Annotated in this window: 16 protein-coding genes; 5 read left to right on the forward strand and 11 right to left on the reverse strand. The window is 59.4% G+C overall.

Going from position 1 to position 17,211, the window contains the following annotated elements:
- Positions 1–8: 8 nt before the first annotated feature.
- The 11 genes from B195_RS15195 to B195_RS15245 form a co-directional block, all read right to left on the reverse strand.
- Positions 9–359, reverse strand: coding sequence for a flagellar protein FlaG (locus B195_RS15195; protein WP_003441816.1), 351 nt, complete (start codon positions 357–359; stop codon positions 9–11).
- Between the two features lie 73 nt (positions 360–432).
- Positions 433–2,163, reverse strand: coding sequence for a flagellin (locus B195_RS15200; protein ID WP_003441813.1), 1,731 nt, complete (start codon positions 2,161–2,163; stop codon positions 433–435).
- A gap of 287 nt (positions 2,164–2,450) precedes the next feature.
- Complete coding sequence (locus B195_RS15205) at positions 2,451–3,380, reverse strand: ketoacyl-ACP synthase III (RefSeq protein ID WP_003441810.1); 930 nt, start codon at positions 3,378–3,380, stop codon at positions 2,451–2,453.
- 354 nt (positions 3,381–3,734) lie between these two features.
- A complete protein-coding gene (locus tag B195_RS15210) occupies positions 3,735–5,324 on the reverse strand; it encodes a flagellar hook-associated protein 3 (protein ID WP_003441807.1) in 1,590 nt (529 codons plus the stop codon).
- Positions 5,325–5,338: 14 nt separating this feature from the next.
- The gene (gene flgK / locus B195_RS15215; RefSeq protein WP_003441804.1) at positions 5,339–7,387 is read right to left on the reverse strand and encodes a flagellar hook-associated protein FlgK; all 2,049 of its coding nucleotides are present in this window, start codon (positions 7,385–7,387) and stop codon (positions 5,339–5,341) included.
- A gap of 10 nt (positions 7,388–7,397) precedes the next feature.
- Positions 7,398–8,651, reverse strand: a complete 1,254-nt coding sequence (gene flgJ, locus B195_RS15220) for a flagellar assembly peptidoglycan hydrolase FlgJ (RefSeq protein WP_003441801.1) — start codon at positions 8,649–8,651, stop codon at positions 7,398–7,400.
- 10 nt (positions 8,652–8,661) lie between these two features.
- The gene (locus tag B195_RS15225; RefSeq protein ID WP_003441798.1) at positions 8,662–9,774 is read right to left on the reverse strand and encodes a flagellar basal body P-ring protein FlgI; all 1,113 of its coding nucleotides are present in this window, start codon (positions 9,772–9,774) and stop codon (positions 8,662–8,664) included.
- Between the two features lie 18 nt (positions 9,775–9,792).
- Entirely contained in the window at positions 9,793–10,488 is a 696-nt protein-coding gene (flgH, locus tag B195_RS15230) for a flagellar basal body L-ring protein FlgH (protein ID WP_003441795.1), read from the reverse strand.
- A 16-nt stretch (positions 10,489–10,504) separates the two neighbouring features.
- The gene (flgG, locus tag B195_RS15235) at positions 10,505–11,290 is read right to left on the reverse strand and encodes a flagellar basal-body rod protein FlgG (protein ID WP_003441792.1); all 786 of its coding nucleotides are present in this window, start codon (positions 11,288–11,290) and stop codon (positions 10,505–10,507) included.
- Between the two features lie 52 nt (positions 11,291–11,342).
- A complete protein-coding gene (locus B195_RS15240) occupies positions 11,343–12,083 on the reverse strand; it encodes a flagellar basal body rod protein FlgF (RefSeq protein WP_003441790.1) in 741 nt (246 codons plus the stop codon).
- A gap of 286 nt (positions 12,084–12,369) precedes the next feature.
- Positions 12,370–13,926: a sigma-54-dependent phenylalanine hydroxylase transcriptional regulator PhhR gene (locus B195_RS15245; protein ID WP_003441784.1), complete on the reverse strand. Its 1,557-nt coding sequence runs from the start codon at positions 13,924–13,926 to the stop codon at positions 12,370–12,372.
- A gap of 305 nt (positions 13,927–14,231) precedes the next feature.
- On the opposite strand from B195_RS15245, the gene phhA reads away from it, so the two are divergent.
- The 5 genes from phhA (at position 14,232) to B195_RS23010 (ending at position 17,196) form a co-directional block, all read left to right on the forward strand.
- Entirely contained in the window at positions 14,232–15,023 is a 792-nt protein-coding gene (gene phhA / locus B195_RS15250) for a phenylalanine 4-monooxygenase (protein ID WP_003441781.1), read from the forward strand.
- 56 nt (positions 15,024–15,079) lie between these two features.
- A complete protein-coding gene (locus tag B195_RS15255; protein WP_003441779.1) occupies positions 15,080–15,436 on the forward strand; it encodes a 4a-hydroxytetrahydrobiopterin dehydratase in 357 nt (118 codons plus the stop codon).
- Positions 15,436–16,632, forward strand: a complete 1,197-nt coding sequence (locus B195_RS15260; protein ID WP_003441778.1) for an amino acid aminotransferase — start codon at positions 15,436–15,438, stop codon at positions 16,630–16,632. Before B195_RS15255 ends, B195_RS15260 begins: the two co-directional genes overlap by 1 nt.
- A gap of 171 nt (positions 16,633–16,803) precedes the next feature.
- A complete protein-coding gene (locus B195_RS23165; RefSeq protein ID WP_255401987.1) occupies positions 16,804–16,935 on the forward strand; it encodes a hypothetical protein in 132 nt (43 codons plus the stop codon).
- A gap of 84 nt (positions 16,936–17,019) precedes the next feature.
- Positions 17,020–17,196: a hypothetical protein gene (locus B195_RS23010; RefSeq protein ID WP_003441776.1), complete on the forward strand. Its 177-nt coding sequence runs from the start codon at positions 17,020–17,022 to the stop codon at positions 17,194–17,196.
- Positions 17,197–17,211 lie beyond the last annotated feature (15 nt).

The raw sequence follows: 17,211 nt of genomic DNA on the forward strand, positions 1-17,211 counted from the left end.
TGCCACCTTCAGGCTTTGCCCTGAAAAAGCAGGCTGTGGGGATCAGCCAGGTTTTGCGCCAGCTTGAGGGCCATCTCTGAAGGTAACTGGCGAATCACCTCTCCGCTGTCGGAGGCAATCACCTTGACCACCATCACGCCGGTGGTGTCATCAATCGAAAAGTCCAGCTTGCGCTGGTTCGACTGTGCGAATGCTTGTATGTCACTAACAGCCTTTTCCAGCTCCGCACGCTCAGGCGGCTTGCCTGTCACCGGGGTAGAAACCGCTCCTGCCTGAGTGGTTGCGACCGGTGCCGGCGCGGGGTTCGGCACCGCTGCAGGGCTCGGGTAAGCGGTGTTCAGCTTGATGCTCATGTCCATGCCATCACCTCAAAACTGAAAAAAACGAAAGGGCACGTAAACGCGCCCTTCCGTTGTCAACCGAGGGCTGAAATTACTGAAGCAGTTTCATCACAGCGGACGGCAGCTGGTTCGCCTGGGACAGGATCGCGGTAGCGGCCTGTTGCAGGGTTTGTTGCTTGGTCAGCTCTGCGGCTTCGGATGCGAAGTCGGTGTCCTGAACGCGACCACGGGCAGCAGTCGAGTTCTCGGAGATGCTTTGCAGGTTGGACACAGTGCTGTCGAAACGGTTTTGCACGGCACCCAGCTCGGAACGCTGAGTATCGATCTGCTGGATTGCGCCAGTCAGGGCCTGGATCGATTGTTGAGCGCCTTCGGCGGACAAAATGCTCAGGCTGGCTACGCTGGTTTCAACAGTGTTGGAACTTGTGGTTTTCGCAGTCAGACCCAGGGAGTCCAAGCCAGTACCGGCGCTACCGTCACCAACAGTGATGTCCTTGGTGGAGAACAGCTTCAGCGTGTTATCAGCATTTTTGCTGGCGGTTACGCCAGTGCTTGCACTGTTGATCGAAGAAACGATGGAGTCCATCGAGTCGCCTTTTTTGAACTTCACTTCAACGCCGTTCATGGTGACTGAAGTATCAGCTGTCAGCTTAGCCTCGGTCTTGCCTGCGGCCAGACCCAACTGCGCCAAAGCACCTTTACCTTCAGGCGTATCTGCCTGGTCGGTCAGGCTCACAGCCTTGCCGTCCTGGGAGGTCAACACCAAACGACCATCCTGAGCGCTTGCCGTAACACCCGTTTTACCGGCGGCAGTCGTCTGCGCGTTGATTGCCTCAATGACTCCGCCAGCGCCCTCAAGCTTCATGCCGGCAGTCAGAGAAATTTTCGTACCGTTAACGTTGATATCAGCGTCTTTGGCCAACCCGGTAACAGGTGTACCAGCAGTCGAAGTAGCAGCAGCAGTTTTGAAGTTACCGCCATCCGCAGCAACGCTACTGGCAACTGTGAAGGATGCAGTGGAGCTCAGTTCCAGCTTGCCCGCATTATCTTTTGCAGTAACGCCCGTGGTACCTGACGACAGGTTGATTTTATCGGCAGCCTTCGCTGCGGAATCTTCAGCAGCAGTAAGGGTTACGGTGCCAGTACCAGCGCCGCCAAAGGTAAGAACTTCGGTGGCAGCAGGCGCAGCATAGGCCGCAGCAGTGGCAAGTGTATTCGGGGTTGTTGTAGCGCTCAGATCAATCGCGCCACCAGTAACCTTGGCAGCCAGTTGCGTGATCCCGCCAGTAGCATTCGCCTCACCGAAAGAACCTTTCAAACCGGTAGCACTGATATCGGTCATGCCGAACGAGATGGTCTGGTTGGCATCGGCACCGACCTGGAAGGACTGGTTCTGGAACGAACCGTCCAGCAGGTTGCGGCCACCGAAGGTGGTGGTCGACGAAATACGGGTCAGCTCACCGACTTTGGCGGTGAATTCTTGCTGCAGGGATGCACGGTCATCAGCGCTTTTATCACCGTTCGCGGACTGCAGGGCCAGTTCACGCAGACGTTGCAGAATGTTGGTCGATTCTTGCATCGCGCCTTCAGCTGTCTGGGCAATCGACGAGCCGTTGTTGGCGTTGGCGATGGCGACAGTCATGCCTTTGACCTGGGAGGTCAGACGGTTGGCGATCTGCATGCCGGCAGCGTCATCTTTGGCGCTGTTGATTTTCAGGCCGGAAGACAGACGGGTCATCGAGGTGCTCAACGAGTCGCCGGCTTTGTTCAGGTTCTTCTGAACGGTCTGGGACGTGACGTTAGTGTTTACTGATAAAGCCATGACGAAATCCTCATTGGATGAATACTGCGGCTTCCGGCCCTGGCAACCGCCGGGTGTGGCCTAGAGAACCTTCGTAATAGTTATCGTCGTGAATGCAGGTTGCTTGAGGGGTTTTTTAATTTTTTTTACTGGCAGGGGGCCAGCCCTTGTGTTTCAAGGGGTTACACAGACCCGGAGCTGATCTGTTTGCCTGTGGGAGCTGGCTTGCCAGCTCCCACAGTGGGGACGCCACAACGCAAAACGCCCATGGCTTCTGGCCATGGGCGTTTTGTGGTTCAAGCCTCAGCTCAAGGGCGATAGATGATCGCCGAGCCCCATGACAGGCCTACGCCGAAGCCGCTCAGGGCCACGCGCTTCCAGTCAGGGGTGTCCATCACGTGCTTTTCCAGCAGCAACGGAATGCTCGAGGACACGGTGTTGCCGGTCTCGACCATGTCCTTGATGAACTTCTCCGGCTCGCCTTCGAAGCGCCGAGCAACCGCATCAACGATCGCCGCGCTGCCCTGGTGGATGCAGAAGGCGTCGATGTCCTGGGAGGTCAGTTGCGACTCGTCCATCAACTCGTGCAAGTGTGCAGGCACTTTAAGCAACGCGAAGTTGAATACCTGGCGGCCATTCATAAAGAACACGCCGTCGCTGACTTTCAAGTGCGGGGCACCCGAACCGTCGGTGCCGAACTTGGCCTTGCCCAGCTGCCAGGGTGCGTCTTCGCCCATCCAGGTAGCGGTAGCGGCGTCGCCGAAGAGCATGGTGGTGTTGCGGTCTTCGGGGTCGACGATTTTCGAATACGGGTCGGCGGTGATCAGCAGGCCGTTTTTCAGGCCCGTGGCTTCCATGAAGCCTTTCATCGCGTAGATGCCGTAGACATAGCCCGAGCACCCCAGGGAAATATCAAAGGCGGCCACGTGGGTCGGCAGGCCCAGTTTGTCCTGGACGATGGCAGCGGTGTGGGGCAAACCTTCTGCGTCACCGTTTTGGGTCACGACGATCAGCGCGTCGATGGATTCGCGCTTGAGCTGCGGATTGTTGGCAAACAGTGCGTTGACGGCCTCGACACACAGGTCCGAGGTTTCCTGGTCAGCATCTTTGCGCGGCAGAAACGCCGAGCCAATCTTGCCCAGAATGAAGTCTTCGTCCTTGGAGAACTTCGCGCCCTGGGCATAGTTGTCTACACCGTTTGCAGGCACGTAACTGGCGATGCTTTTAATGCCAATCATTGTGGCTTCCCAATACTAATAGCTGGAGATCACCCGCTCGAACAATCAAGGGGCGCTGACAATAAAAGGGCTTAGTCGCGCAAAAAGCGGCGAATATGGGTGCATGAAAATAGACAAAACAGCCTGAAAAAGGCCCGGCACCCGCCCGTACGTTTCACACGATACAGTGAAGATGCGCGTTATGACTCATAGGTCACTCGATTTGGTGCGGTTTTTTACAAAACGTTTCGGGTAAACCGAGGATCAAGTGGGAGTCGTCTTGCCGGCGATAGCATCACCCTGCCCCTTCAGACAGGCCGGTTTTGCCGGTATCGCTGGCAAGCCAGCTCCCACAGGTATGTTGCAAATTCTGCATTACAGCTGATTGAACAGGCTCAGCTGGGAGATCTTGACGAAGGCCAGTTGCGAGGCTTCAAGCATGGCTTTCTGGAATGCCAGGTCGATCGAAGCACCGGCCATGTCTGTGTTGCCAATGGCGGCAGTGGTGGAATCGTTGGCCAGGCCCATGCTGATGTTTTCGTCGGTCTGGATATCCACCGCCTTCAAGCGCGCACCAATCGAACCCCGGGCACTGTCGACCCCGGCACTGGCGTTTTTCAGATTGCCTATGGCCGAGTTGATGGCGTCTTTCTGGATCTGCTGGGCCGCCGGATCTTTGTCGCTGGGGATCACCAATGCTTTACGCAGCTGGCTGATGGTGTCCAGCGCACTTTGACTCTGGTGGTTGTTGCTGTTGACCACAAACTGGTCACCAGCCGCGCGCGCGCCGGTGAAATCGAAGGTAACCCCCATGGCGCTGAGCGTGTCGCCGGTCATGCTGCCGGTGGCAATCGACTTGCTGCTGGCAGTCACTGGCTGGGCGTAGATTTCGTATTCGGTGTCACTGGTGAATTTGATCACCGCACCATTGCCCGGAAAGCTGTCGCTGTAGGCCTTGGCATCCGCCACGCCAGTACCGGTGATCTGTGCCGTCGAGGTATTGCTCGGGGTACGGGAGGTGTTGAAGGTGTCGGGTTTGGCCTCGAGGGTGAAAGAGTGCCCCGCCACCGCCGCATCCTGATCGGCTGCCGGGATGTCCTTGAGATTCAGGTTGATGTCGAACGATGCGCCGCGCAGGCTGATGCTGTGAGCACCCTCCTTGGTGGAATCGAAGACACCATTGCCTGGCACTTCAGATGTCACGTCCTTGCCCTGGGCGTCAGTCAGCTTGTACTGGGTGCTGCTGGTGAATTCCAGGGTGTAGGGCTGACCCTCGGCAAAGCCTTTATTGAACACCGGGCTTGAGGTGATCAAACCGGCGGACAGCGAAACCTTGCCATTGTCCGGGATAACCGCACCGGTTGCGTCTACCACCGGCAGTGCAGTGACCTGTGTACGCCCGGTATTGACCGAGTTTTCCATAAAGCTTTTGGCCGTGTCGCTGCCGGCCAGGCTCAGGGTGTCCGAGACCTTGAGATTGAGCTGGGTATCGTCGCCCTGATAGCTGTAAGTGCCATCGTTGTTGCGGGTATAGGGCGGCGTATCGGTCTTGGAGCCCGAGAACATATAGTTGCCCGCGGCATCCTTGCTGTTGAGCAGGCTGAACACCTGGTCTTCGATACTCCCCAGTTCGCTGGCAATCGTCGCGCGATCGGCATCGCTTTTCCCGCTGCCAGCCCCCAGAGCCAGCTCACTGGCCTTTTGCAGGGCGGTGTTGATGCTGTCGAGGATGGTTTCCTGACTGCCCAGCGACGCCTTGATACCGTTCATGTTGGTGGTGTACTGACCCAACATGTCTTTTTGCTGCTGCAATTGCAGCAGGCGCGCGGCACCCACCGGATCATCGCCAGCGGTCTGAATGCGCACGCCGGAGTCGATCTGGCTCTGGGTCTTGATCACCGACGAGAAGTTGTTCTGGTAGGTGGCACTGGTCGACTCAAAAAACTGGGAAGTAGAGATACGCATCGTCGAGGACTCCCTTAAAGACTGTTGATCAGCGTGCTGAAGGTTTCTTGCGCCGCTTTGATGATCTGCGACGATGCGGTGTAGTACTGCTGAAACTTGACCAGGTTGGAGGCCTCTTCGTCCAGGTTGACCTGGGACACCGAGCTGCGGGTCTGCGTGGCATACGCCAGCGCGGCGGTGTTGGCCGTGCCGTCGACGGCGGCCTGACTGGCCTGGCCACCCACTTTCGCCACCAGCTGGCTGTAGGAAGAACCCATGCTGACGCCGCCGGTGCCGTCCTTGCCGACGCCGACCGTGGCTTTGGTTTGCAGGCCCAGCAACAGGTTGGCGTTGGTGTTGTCCGCCTTGCCGTCTTTGTTGAACTTGATGTCGAAGCTGTCGCCCTTGGCCGGCGACCCGCTGATGGTGGTGTCAAAGCCAATGGTTTTCGGCGTGCCGTCGGCGTTTGTGACCGGCAAGCCCGCAGCGTCCAGCACCGGCAGGTTGATCGTGACCTTGTTGTCCTGGCCCGGCACTAGGGTGCCTTTACCGATTTCCTCGCCTTTTTCGTTCAGCACGCGGTAGCCCTGGGCGCCGTTTGCAGCTTCGTCAAAAGCAATCCGTACCGGCATTGCGCCTTCAATCTGCGACTGCGCCAGGCCGAGGTCGGCACCCGCGTAAATATCCAGCGCCGAGGACAGGCTCGGCGTGCTCAAGGCCCCCGTACCGCTGTTGGAGCCGCCCTTGCCTGCCACCAAAGGGCCGGCGAACGCCAATTTACTGGCATCGCTCATCTGTACGCCGATGTTGCTGGCGCCGTTGCGGGTCGGGCTGACCTTGAATTGATCACCTTTGCTCAACGCACCACCGTTAAGGTCCATGGTGAAGCCGTCGATGACCGCAGCAGGCTTTTGATCCAGATTGAAGGCCCCCATGCTGGTGCCGTCCGAGCGTCTGACCGTGTAGTCCTTGTCGCTGGTGAACGTCACCTGATAGTCGTAGGCAGTCAATGCGCCACTGTCGGTAATGCTGACGTTCAGGTTGCCCGAACCCGGGCTGTTACCGGTCGCGGCAAGGCTGCGCTGGCTGATAGCCTGCGCGCTGTTGATGCTGTTGAACATCGACGAGCCAAACTCGCCATTGGCATCCAGGCCCTGCCCCAACTGCTTGTTGATCGCGTCGGCGACCACAATCGCAGTGCGCCCCAGATCGTTCATGGCCGGTGCCAGCACGTCATCGCGATAGCGCAACAGGCCGCCGATCTTGCCGCCGGAGATGACCGAGGTCACGTCGGAGCTGGACTGCGCGTAGTTGATCTGAATGCTGAACTGGCTTTTATCGACCTTGCCCGGCACCGCCGACAGGGTATTGGAGGTATTGCCCTGCACCAGCGCCTGCCCCGTCCCCAGGGTCACGTCATAGACGTTGTCGTGTTCCTGGACCGTTACTCCGACCAGTTCATTCAGGGTACGCACGGCCTCGTTGCGGGCATCCAGCAAGTTGTTCGGCGTATTGCCGGCGGTGGTGGCCTGGGCGATCTGCTTGTTCAGCGAGGCAATGGTGGCCGTGTGCTGGTTGACCATCGAGGTCAGGGTGTCCAGCTGGCTGTTGATGCCTTCGTTTTGCTGGTTGAGCTGGGTCGAGATCGAGTTGAAGCGGTTGCTCAAGGCTTGTGCATTGGTCAGCAGCAACTGGCGGGCGGACGCGTCGCCGGGGGCGCCGGCCGCCGTTTGCAAGGACGAGAAGAAGCTGTTGAGTACGGCCGAGACACCGGTACTTTTATCTGACAGCAGCTTGTCCACCGAACCTATCTGGTCGAGGTAAGCCTGGGCATCGCCGTTCAATGAAGTGGTGGTTTGCAACTGCGCATCGAGGTAGGAGTTGTACACCCGGCGTACGTCAGCCAGGGTGGTGCCGGTGCCGATAAACACCCCGCCCACTTGCTGCGAGCCGGCACTGCCCTGCACGATCTGCTGGCGCGAGTAGCCCGAGGTGTTGGCGTTGGCAATGTTATTGCCGACCGTGGCCAAAGCCCCCTGGCTGGCGTTCAGCCCCGACATCCCGATGTTGATCAAACTCGCCATGGTTCAAACCTTATAAATGCGTGAAAGAACCCGTCGAGACGTAGCTCTGGTAGGTCTTCATTTGCTTGGCAATCTGCGAAATCTTGCTCGCGTACTCAGGGTCGGTTGCATAACCGGCCTTCTGCAACTCGCGAACAAACTGCTCTGGTTTATCGGCTGCGTTCAGCACTTCTTTATAACGATTGTTGCTTTGCAACAGCGTGACCAAATCGTGGAAGCTGTCCTGATAGGAGTCGTAGGAACGGAAGTCCGCCGTCTCCTTGACCATCTGCCCGCCCTTGAACTCGCTGGTAATTGCCCGAGCCTGCGGCCCCTGCCAACTGCCAGTGGCCTTGATGCCGAACAGGTTGTGACTGCTGCTGCCGTCCTGCTGGCGCATCACCGACTTGCCCCAGCCGGTTTCCAGTGCCGCTTGCGCCACCAGATACAGCGGATCGACACCGATACGGTCGGCGGCCTGCTGCGCCATCGGCAACATGGTGGCCACAAAGGCGTCCGGCGACTCGAATGCCTGTTTGGCCGGAGCCAATGGCGGTTGCGCCACGGCACGCCCGTAAATCTGCATCCGCCCTTGCACACCGCCGGCGCTGAGCATGGGGTGACGGCTGCCTTTGATCACCGCATCCAGCGACGGGCTGGTGCGCCCGGGCACCGTACCGGTATTGAGGGTTGAGCGGGCCGCATCGGCCGAAGGCACGATCCCGGCCAGCAAGCGATCGGTCAGCTTGCTCGGCAAGGCCAGACGACGCTGATTGAGCATCGCCACATCGTTTTTATGGCCGCTTTCCACGGCGCTGGTGGCCACCCGAGAAGCCCACAGCGGACGCTGGCCGCTGGAGCGCACAAACGGGCTGTCGATCGCAGGGGCGACCGGGGCAGGTGTTTTCACCTCAGGGTTCAAGGCAACCGTTGCGGCCTCCCCCGGCACTGCGGACTTGTTCTTCGACATCTGGCGCATCAGCACATCGGCCAGACCGATACCGCCGCCCTGACGGGACAAGGTCACCGACAGTTGCTGGTCGTACATCTCCTGATACTGCTTGGCCGCCGGGGTGTTGAGCGGGTTGTCCTTGCCCAGCACTTCGTTCGCCGAGCGCATGGACTTGAGCATCTCGTTGAGGAACAGCGACTCGAATTCCTGCGCCACCTTGCGCATGTTGCTGTCGCTTTCGCGGTCGCCGACCTTCAGCTTGTTCAGACGATTGAGGTCGGTAAAGGCGCCCGAATCGCTGCCACTGACCGCACCGCTCTTACGCATATCCATGATGACGGCCTCAGATCACTATCAGGTCGGCTTGCAGGGCGCCGGCCTGTTTCAACGCTTCGAGAATCGCCATCAAGTCCCCTGGCGCCGCGCCAACCTGATTCACCGCCCGGACAATTTCGTCCAGCGTGGTGCCCGGGCCAAATTTGAACATCGGCTTGGCTTCCTGCTGTGCATTGAGCCGCGAACGCGGCACGACAGCGGTCTGGCCGTTGGACAACGGGCCCGGCTGGCTGACGATCGGGTCTTCGGTGATGGTGACGGTCAGGCTGCCGTGGGTCACGGCCGCAGGCGAAACCTTGACGTTCTGGCCGATCACTATGGTGCCGGTGCGCGAGTTGATGATGACTTTGGCCACTGCCTGCCCCGGGTCGACTTCGAGGTTTTCCAGGATCGACAGGTAGTCGACCCGCTGGCTCGGGTCCAGTGGCGCAGTGACACGCACCGAGCCGCCATCAATCGCCTGGGCGACACCGGGGCCGAGCAAGTCGTTGATCTTGTCGACCACGCGCTTGGCCGTGGTGAAGTCCGAACGGTTGAGGTTCAGGGTCAGGCTGTTGCCCTGGTTGAAACCGCTCGTCACCGCACGCTCTACCGACGCTCCGCCGGGAATGCGCCCGGCCGAAGGCACGTTGACGGTGATTTTCGAACCGTCGCGACCTTCGGCATCAAAACCGCCCACCACCAGATTGCCCTGGGCGACCGCATAGACATTGCCATCGATACCCTTGAGCGGTGTGAGCAACAGCGTGCCGCCGCGCAGGCTTTTGGAGTTGCCGATGGAGGAAACGGTGATATCGATCACCTGCCCCGGCTTGGCGAACGCCGGTAAATCGGCACTGATGGACACCGCGGCGACGTTTTTCAGCTGCACGTTACCCGAGCCAGGCGGCACCTTGATCCCGAACTGCGAGAGCATATTGTTGAACGTCTGCAGGGTGAACGGGGTTTGTGTGGTCTGGTCGCCCGTACCGTTAAGTCCGACCACCAGGCCATAACCAATCAATTGGTTGGAGCGCACGCCAGAAATGCTGGCGATGTCCTTCAACCGCTCGGCGTGAACGCCCAGGGCGGTCGACATCAGCAGTACGGCTGCCAGCAAGTGCTTGAGATGGGCGGTCATCACTAAATGGACTCTTTATTAGAAAGGAAACAGCGGGCTAAGGAAGAAGCGGTCAAACCAGCCCGGCTGACTGGCATCGGCAAACGAGCCGGTGCCCGAGTAGGTAATGCGCGCATCAGCCACCCGGGTCGAGGACACGGTGTTATCGGTGCTGATGTCATCGGCGCGGACCAGGCCGGCAATCCGTACCAGTTCGTCACCGGTGTTCAGCGTCATCCACTTCTCGCCACGTACCGCGATGATGCCGTTGGGCAATACATCGGCCACGGTCACGGTGATCGAACCGGTGAGGCTGTTGCCCTGCCCGGCCTTGCTGTCACCCTTGGTCGCGCGGCTGCCGCTGTAGCCGGCATCTAGGCTCAGATCGCCACCGCCCAGCGGGTTGTTGGTGGTCAGGCCGCCGCCAAACAACGAGGTCAGGCCGATGCTGGTATTGCTGTTTTTACCGATCGCCGAGTTGGCGTTTTTGCTCGCCTGAGTTTTTTCGTTCAGGGTGATGGTGATGATGTCACCAATGCGAAACGCCTTGCGGTCGCTGTACAGGTTCTGTTCAAAGCCAGCCTGGTAAATCGAGCCGTTATTGGCCGCTGCCGGCAGCGGTGTACGCGGCAGGACAGGTGCGTAATACGGGTCGTTGGGCCGTGGTGGCGGGCTGACGCAACCCGCCAGAAAGGTGACGCCGGCCAAGGCCAGAACAGAACAAAAAGGTTTCATGACGGCTCCTGCGTACTTACAGATTTTGCGTGACAAACGACAGCATCTGGTCGGCGGTGGAAATCACTTTGGAGTTCATCTCGTAAGCGCGCTGGGTGGTGATCATGTTGACCATTTCTTCCACGGTGCTGACGTTCGAGGTTTCCAGGGTGCTTTGCATCGTGGTGCCAAAACCGTTGAGGCCCGGGGTACCGATCTGCGGTGCGCCGCTGGACGCGGTTTCCAGGAACAGGTTGCCGCCCTGGGACTGCAAACCGGCCGGGTTGATGAAGTCGGCGGTCTGCACGTTACCTATCACTTGTGCGGCCGGGTTGCCGGCAATCGTTACTGACACGGTGCCATCCTGCCCGACCGTAAAAGTCTGGGCATCGGCCGGCACCACAATTGCCGGTTCCAGGGCAAAACCGCTGGCGGTGACGATCTGGCCGTTGGAATCCAGGTGAAAGGTACCGTCGCGGCTGTAGGCCGTGGTGCCGTCCGGCTGCATGATCTGGAAAAAGCCGCGGCCATTGATCGCCATATCCAGCGGCTGGTCGGTGGTTTGCAAGCTGCCGGCCGAGAAGTTCTTTTGCGTGCCGACAATGCGCACCCCGGTGCCGACCTGCAGGCCCGACGGCAGTTCGCTGTCCTGGGTCGACTGGGCGCCGGGCTGGCGTTTGATCTGGTACAGCAAGTCCTGAAACTCGGCACGATCACGCTTGAAACCGGTGGTCGAGACGTTGGCCAGGTTGTTGGAAATGGTGGTCAGGTTGGTGTCTTGTGCAGCCAAACCTGTTTTTGCAACCCACAGTGCCGGAAGCATGGTGCTCTCCTCGCGCGCCGGTCAGGGCGACACGTTTAAGTAATAGGCCGAGTTAGCTCATCGCCAGGACGCGAGTCATGGCCTGGTCGTCTTCTTTGGCGGTGTTCATCATTTTGATATGCAGTTCGAACTGCTTGGACAGCGCCAGCACCGAGGTCATCTCGTCGACGGCATTGACGTTGCTCGCCTCCAGAAACCCCGAGACCACGCGCACGTTGGCGTCGGCCTGGGCCGGCTGGCCGTCGTTGGTGTGGATCATGCCGTCCAGCCCCTTGCTCATGGTTTTCAGGTCCGGCTGAACCAGCTTGATGCGGTCCACTTGCGCCATCACCCGCGGGCCTTCGCCCATGGCGCGGATGGAGATGGTGCCGTCTTCACCGACTTCGATTTTTTGCTCGGGCGGCACGGCAATCGGCCCGCCGTTGCCCATCACCGGCATACCATTGCCAGCACGCAGAATGCCCAGGGCATCCACATTCATGCTCGCGGTACGCACATAGGCTTCACTGCCGTCAGGAGACTGCACGGCCATCCAGCCATCACCGGCCACGGCCACATCCAGATCGCGCCCGGTTTCAATCATGGCCCCGGGGGTGAAGTCAGTGGCCGGGCGCTCGGTCAAGGCAAAGGCACGTGCTGGAAAGCTGTCACCGAACACCGGCATCGAGCGGGCCTGTTCCAGGTCTCGCTGAAAGCCGTTGGTCGAGATGTTCGCCAGATTGTTGGCATGAGCCTTTTGCGCCAGTGCGTTCTGGCTGGCGCCGGTCATTGCCACATAAAGGTACTTGTCCACAGTCTTTCCTCTGTCTGACGGACGCTTGCCGCCCACCGCTGTACTGCAGAGCATCTAGCAATTTGCGCACCAACTTTTTTTTGACGGTGCCAATGGCCGCGCTGCGGGGCCTGAAGACGGGTCGGGGGAGGTGCAAGCACAGGTTGAAGACGTAAAAACGGCGCTATTGTGCCGGTAGCGGCAAGGCATGGCCTGTGCCGTCGGACGCGGCAATCAAGAGCTCGCGCCTGCAGGGCGAGTGAAATACACACTCACCCTGCGGCAGCCGGCTTGCCGGCGATTGGGCCTAGGCCGGCTTGATAATGTCGTGCTCACGCAGCTTGTTGGCGATGGTGGTGTGGGAAACCCCCAGGCGCTTGCCCAGCAACCTGCTGCTTGGATACTCGGAATACAGCTGCTCCAGCACTGACTTCTCGAAACGTCCGACAATCTGTTCCAGCCCGCCTTCCAGGGAAAACTCCCCCAACGGCTGGCGCACGCCGTAGTCCGGCAGGCGGATATGCTCGGCCTTGACCATGCCGCCATCGCACAACGAAACCGCCTGAAACAGCACGTTTTCCAGCTGCCGGACGTTACCCGGCCAGTGGTAGTGGCTCAACCGCGCCATGGCCGCAGGTGCCAGGCGCGGCAACGGGCAACCGATTTGCCGGCTGGCCTGATCCAGGAAATGCTCGACCAAAGGCTCCAGACCGTCCAGGCAATCACGCAACGGGGGGATATGCAGCGACAACACATTGAGCCGGTGATAAAGGTCCTGGCGGAACTCGCCCCGGGCACACAGCTCGGACAAGTCGACCTGGGTGGCGCACATCACCCGCACATCGAGGTACACCTCTTCATCACTGCCGACACGCCGAAAGCAGCCATCCTGCAAGAAACGCAGTAATTTGACCTGCAGGCGCGGGCTCATTTCCCCTACGCCATCGAGAAACAACGTGCCGCCCGAGGTCAGTTCCAGCAGACCGAGCTTGCCTTCCGCCCGCGCGCCCTCAAAGGCCCCGGGGCCGTAACCGAACAATTCGGTTTCGGCCATCGATTCGGGCAGACCGGCACAGTTGAGTGCCATCAGCGGCGACTGTCCCCGCGGGCTGGCCAGGTGACAGGCACGGGCCAGCAGCTCCTTGCCGGTGCCGGTTTCACCTTCTATTAATAGAGGAGCGTCGAGGGGTGCCATGCGCCGGGCCTCGCGGACTACCGCAGCCATGACTTTCGAGCTTTGGAAGATGCTGTCGAAGCCACGCAGCTCCTGTTTGCGCACGTTGTAGATCTGCTCGCCCACCCGGTCCGCGCGATGCAGGGTCAGAACCGCCCCGGCCATGGCCTCGCTTTCATCGTGCTCCAGTTGCAACGGGGCGATGTCGGCCAGAAATACGTCGCCCTTGATCTTGACCCGCAGGCCGTTGATCCGCGACTTGTTGGCGCGTACCAGCTCGGGCAAGTCAAAGTCTTCGGCATAGCGCGACAGGGCAATCCCCGGGACTTCATCCACCCGGACCCCGAGCAACTGCGCGGCGGCACGGTTGGCCGCCACAATGCAGCCCCCCATGTCGATGGACAGCACCGGAAACTCCAGGGCCCCGAGCAAGGCGTTGAGTTCCATGTGCCGGCGCTCGCTGGGCATCAAACCCACCCGCTTGACCCCGAAGACCCCGGCAATGGTTTCAAACTTAGGACGCAGGGCCTGGAACTGCAGATTGATCAAGTTCGGACAATACAAATAGATCGCGTTGCCCTGATCGCCACCGACCTCCCCGCGCTTGACGTTAATGCCGTAGGCAACCAGCAGGTTAAGAATGTCGCGAAGGATGCCAATCCGGTTTTGGCAGTGGACTTTGATACGCATGGGGCAGGCTCGGGAAAAATAGCGTGGCTGGGACAATAAACAAGGGTGGGAGCCGATAACCCGGCTGCCACAGGTGCAGAAATTTGAAAATCGGGCATTTCAGCGTCACGATTATTTGACAGTTTAGCCGTCACACACTCAAGAGTGACGGCCCAACCATACAAGCGTAACGAAAACTTTACGAATAAGCCGCATCATCCCAGTAATACTGGCTCAAGGCTAGGGGCATGACGCACTCAATTGGGGTATCACTAAGGCATCGCAACAACCCGAATAATAAAAACGATTTCATTGCGGAGAGCCCCATGAAGCAAACGAAATACGTCGCCCGCGAGCCGGATGCCAACGGCTTTATCGAGTACACACCCGAAGAACACGGGGTGTGGAATACCTTGATTACCCGCCAGCTGAAACTGCTGGAAGGCCGCGCCTGCCCCGAATACATGGAAGGCATCGAAAAACTCGGCCTGCCCCACGATCGCATCCCGCAATTAAGCGAAATCAATCAGGTATTGGGCGCCACCACTGGCTGGCAAGTTGCCCGCGTTCCCGCGCTGATTCCGTTCCAGACCTTCTTTGAATTGCTCGCCAACAAGCAATTCCCGGTAGCGACCTTTATTCGCACCCCGGAAGAGCTGGATTACCTGCAAGAACCCGATATTTTCCACGAGATTTTTGGTCACTGCCCGCTGCTGACCAACCCCTGGTTCGCCGAATTCACCCACACCTACGGCAAACTCGGCCTGCAGGCATCCAAGGAGCAGCGCGTGTATCTGGCCCGCCTGTACTGGATGACCATCGAGTTCGGGCTGGTCGACACCCCGCAAGGCAAGCGCATTTACGGCGGCGGGATTCTCTCGTCACCCAAAGAAACGGTTTACAGCCTGTCGGCAGAGCCTGAACATCAGGCCTTCGACCCGCTGGAAGCCATGCGCACGCCGTATCGCATCGACATTCTGCAGCCGCTGTATTTTGTCCTGCCGGACTTGAAGCGGCTGTTTGATCTGGCCCACGAGGACATCATGGGCATGGTCGAAAAAGGCATGACCATGGGCCTGCACGCGCCCAAGTTCGCGCCCAAGCCGAAAGCGGCTTGACCGGTCTTTTTGAACATTTTTTCCACAAGAAGAACAACTGACTTCAGGAATACACCATGAACACACTGAACCAAGCCCACTGCGAAGCCTGCCGCGCCGATGCTCCACAGGTCAGCGATGAAGAGTTGCCGATCCTGATCAAACAGATCCCGGACTGGAACATCGAAGTTCGCGACGGCGTCATGCAACTGGAAAAGGTTTTCCTGTTCAAAAACTTCAAATTCGCCCTGGCCTTTACCAATGCAGTCGGCGAAATCTCCGAAGCTGAAGGCCATCACCCGGGCCTGCTCACCGAGTGGGGCAAAGTGACCGTGACCTGGTGGAGCCACTCGATCAAAGGCCTGCACCGCAACGACTTCATCATGGCCGCACGCACCGACGAAGTGGCGAAAACCGCTGAGGGTCGCAAGTAATGCACTTCGCAGCCATTGGACGGGTCCCTGGCGACCCGATTCTCGGGTTGATGGACGCTTACAACCAGGACCCCAACCCGAACAAGTTCGACCTGGGCGTGGGGGTCTATAAAGACGCCAATGGCCTGACGCCGATCTTGCAGTCGGTGAAGAAGGCGGAACAGCGCCTGGTGGATCAGCAGCAGACCAAAACCTATATCGGCGGCCACGGTGACAGCCGTTTTGGCCAATTGATCAGTGAGCTGGTGCTGGGTGCCGACTCCTCCTTGCTGGCAGCCAGCCGTGCCGGTGCAACCCAGACCCCGGGTGGCACCGGTGCCCTGCGCCTGAGCGCAGACTTTATCGCGCAGTGCCTGCCGGGCCGCGGAATCTGGCTGAGCGATCCGACCTGGCCGATTCACGAAACCATCTTCGCCGCCGCGGGCCTGAAAATCAGCCACTACCCCTATGTGGGCAGTGACAACACACTCGATGTTGGCGCCATGCTTGCCGCTCTTGAGCAGGCGCCCAAGGGCGACGTGGTGCTGCTGCACGCCTGCTGCCACAACCCGACCGGTTTTGACCTGTCCCGGGCTGACTGGTTGCAAGTGCTGGAGGTCGTGCGCCGCCGCGAACTGCTGCCACTGATCGACTTTGCCTATCAGGGCTTCGGCGACGGACTGGAAGAGGATGCATGGTCCACCCGCCTGTTCGCCCGGGAGCTGCCGGAAGTGCTGATCACCAGCTCCTGCTCGAAGAACTTCGGCCTGTATCGCGAACGGGTAGGTGCCTTGATCGTATGCGCCAACGACGCCGAAAAGCTGACTGACATCCGCAGCCAGCTGGCTTACCTGGCGCGTAATCTTTGGTCCAACCCGCCGGATCATGGCGCGGCCGTAGTCGCGACCATTCTCGGTGATTCCCAGCTCAAACAAGAGTGGGCCGGGGAAGTTGAGGCCATGCGCAGCCGTATCGCGCAGTTGCGCAGCGGGCTGGTTGAGGCGTTGACACCGTTCGGGCTGGCCGAGCACTTTGCCCATATCAACCAGCAACGCGGGATGTTCTCTTACACCGGCCTGACTGCCGGGCAAGTGCAGTTGCTGCGTGAAAAGCACAGCGTGTACATGGTCGGCTCCGGGCGGGCCAATATGGCCGGGGTCGATGGCACACGCCTGAGCCTGCTGGCCAAGGCCATCGCGCAGGTGTGTACCCGCTAGTCCCACCACAACCTGCAGGAGCAAGCTCGCTCCTGCAGGCTCTGGCTGCGACAACGAAAACATGAAAAGTTCGACATAATCCCCGCCAGACCCAAGAAAAAGACAAATTGTCACACTCCCTCCTGTATCCTTAGCAAGCTACTTAAAACACACCTTGCGAGGAGCGCGACGATGCACGAAATCCCAAACCTCCCCTTCCCAAGCCTGCAAGAAGCTCAGCAGCCAATCCCGGAACACACCAGTGGCGAAAACCCCGCACTGGAAGAGGCCCCTGAAAGCCTCATGGCCGACAGCGAAGACTGACGGCTTCATCAGGCGGTGTGAAAAAGCATTGGTTTTTTCACAGCGCCTGACACAATCGCTTCACCCCCCTCCCAGGATTACAGCGTGACCGATACCTTCAGCGAAACCCAAGCCAGCGTTTTGATCGGCACCGCCGAGAAAATGATCGTCCTTTGGGAGCGCCTCACACCAGAGAAGCAAGCCACCTTGCTCAAACGTTTTGGCACCAAGGAAAACGCCCTGGCCGCCCTGATCGCGACACAACTGGTTGCGCCGCTATAATCAATCTGCACCCAA

It is taken from the genome of Pseudomonas sp. Lz4W, from assembly GCF_000346225.2.
Lineage (GTDB): Bacteria > Pseudomonadota > Gammaproteobacteria > Pseudomonadales > Pseudomonadaceae > Aquipseudomonas > Aquipseudomonas paraversuta.

Bases quoted from the DNA above. Each gene is read 5' to 3' on its own strand.
- B195_RS15195 (WP_003441816.1), bottom strand. From the start codon at position 359: ATGGACATGAGCATCAAGCTGAACACCGCTTACCCGAGCCCTGCAGCG.
- B195_RS15200 (WP_003441813.1), bottom strand. From the start codon at position 2,163: ATGGCTTTATCAGTAAACACTAACGTCACGTCCCAGACCGTTCAGAAG.
- B195_RS15205 (WP_003441810.1), bottom strand. From the start codon at position 3,380: ATGATTGGCATTAAAAGCATCGCCAGTTACGTGCCTGCAAACGGTGTA.
- B195_RS15210 (WP_003441807.1), bottom strand. From the start codon at position 5,324: ATGCGTATCTCTACTTCCCAGTTTTTTGAGTCGACCAGTGCCACCTAC.
- flgK (WP_003441804.1), bottom strand. From the start codon at position 7,387: ATGGCGAGTTTGATCAACATCGGGATGTCGGGGCTGAACGCCAGCCAG.
- flgJ (WP_003441801.1), bottom strand. From the start codon at position 8,651: ATGGATATGCGTAAGAGCGGTGCGGTCAGTGGCAGCGATTCGGGCGCC.
- B195_RS15225 (WP_003441798.1), bottom strand. From the start codon at position 9,774: ATGACCGCCCATCTCAAGCACTTGCTGGCAGCCGTACTGCTGATGTCG.
- flgH (WP_003441795.1), bottom strand. From the start codon at position 10,488: ATGAAACCTTTTTGTTCTGTTCTGGCCTTGGCCGGCGTCACCTTTCTG.
- flgG (WP_003441792.1), bottom strand. From the start codon at position 11,290: ATGCTTCCGGCACTGTGGGTTGCAAAAACAGGTTTGGCTGCACAAGAC.
- B195_RS15245 (WP_003441784.1), bottom strand. From the start codon at position 13,926: ATGCGTATCAAAGTCCACTGCCAAAACCGGATTGGCATCCTTCGCGAC.
- phhA (WP_003441781.1), top strand. From the start codon at position 14,232: ATGAAGCAAACGAAATACGTCGCCCGCGAGCCGGATGCCAACGGCTTT.
- B195_RS15255 (WP_003441779.1), top strand. From the start codon at position 15,080: ATGAACACACTGAACCAAGCCCACTGCGAAGCCTGCCGCGCCGATGCT.
- B195_RS15260 (WP_003441778.1), top strand. From the start codon at position 15,436: ATGCACTTCGCAGCCATTGGACGGGTCCCTGGCGACCCGATTCTCGGG.
- B195_RS23165 (WP_255401987.1), top strand. From the start codon at position 16,804: ATGCACGAAATCCCAAACCTCCCCTTCCCAAGCCTGCAAGAAGCTCAG.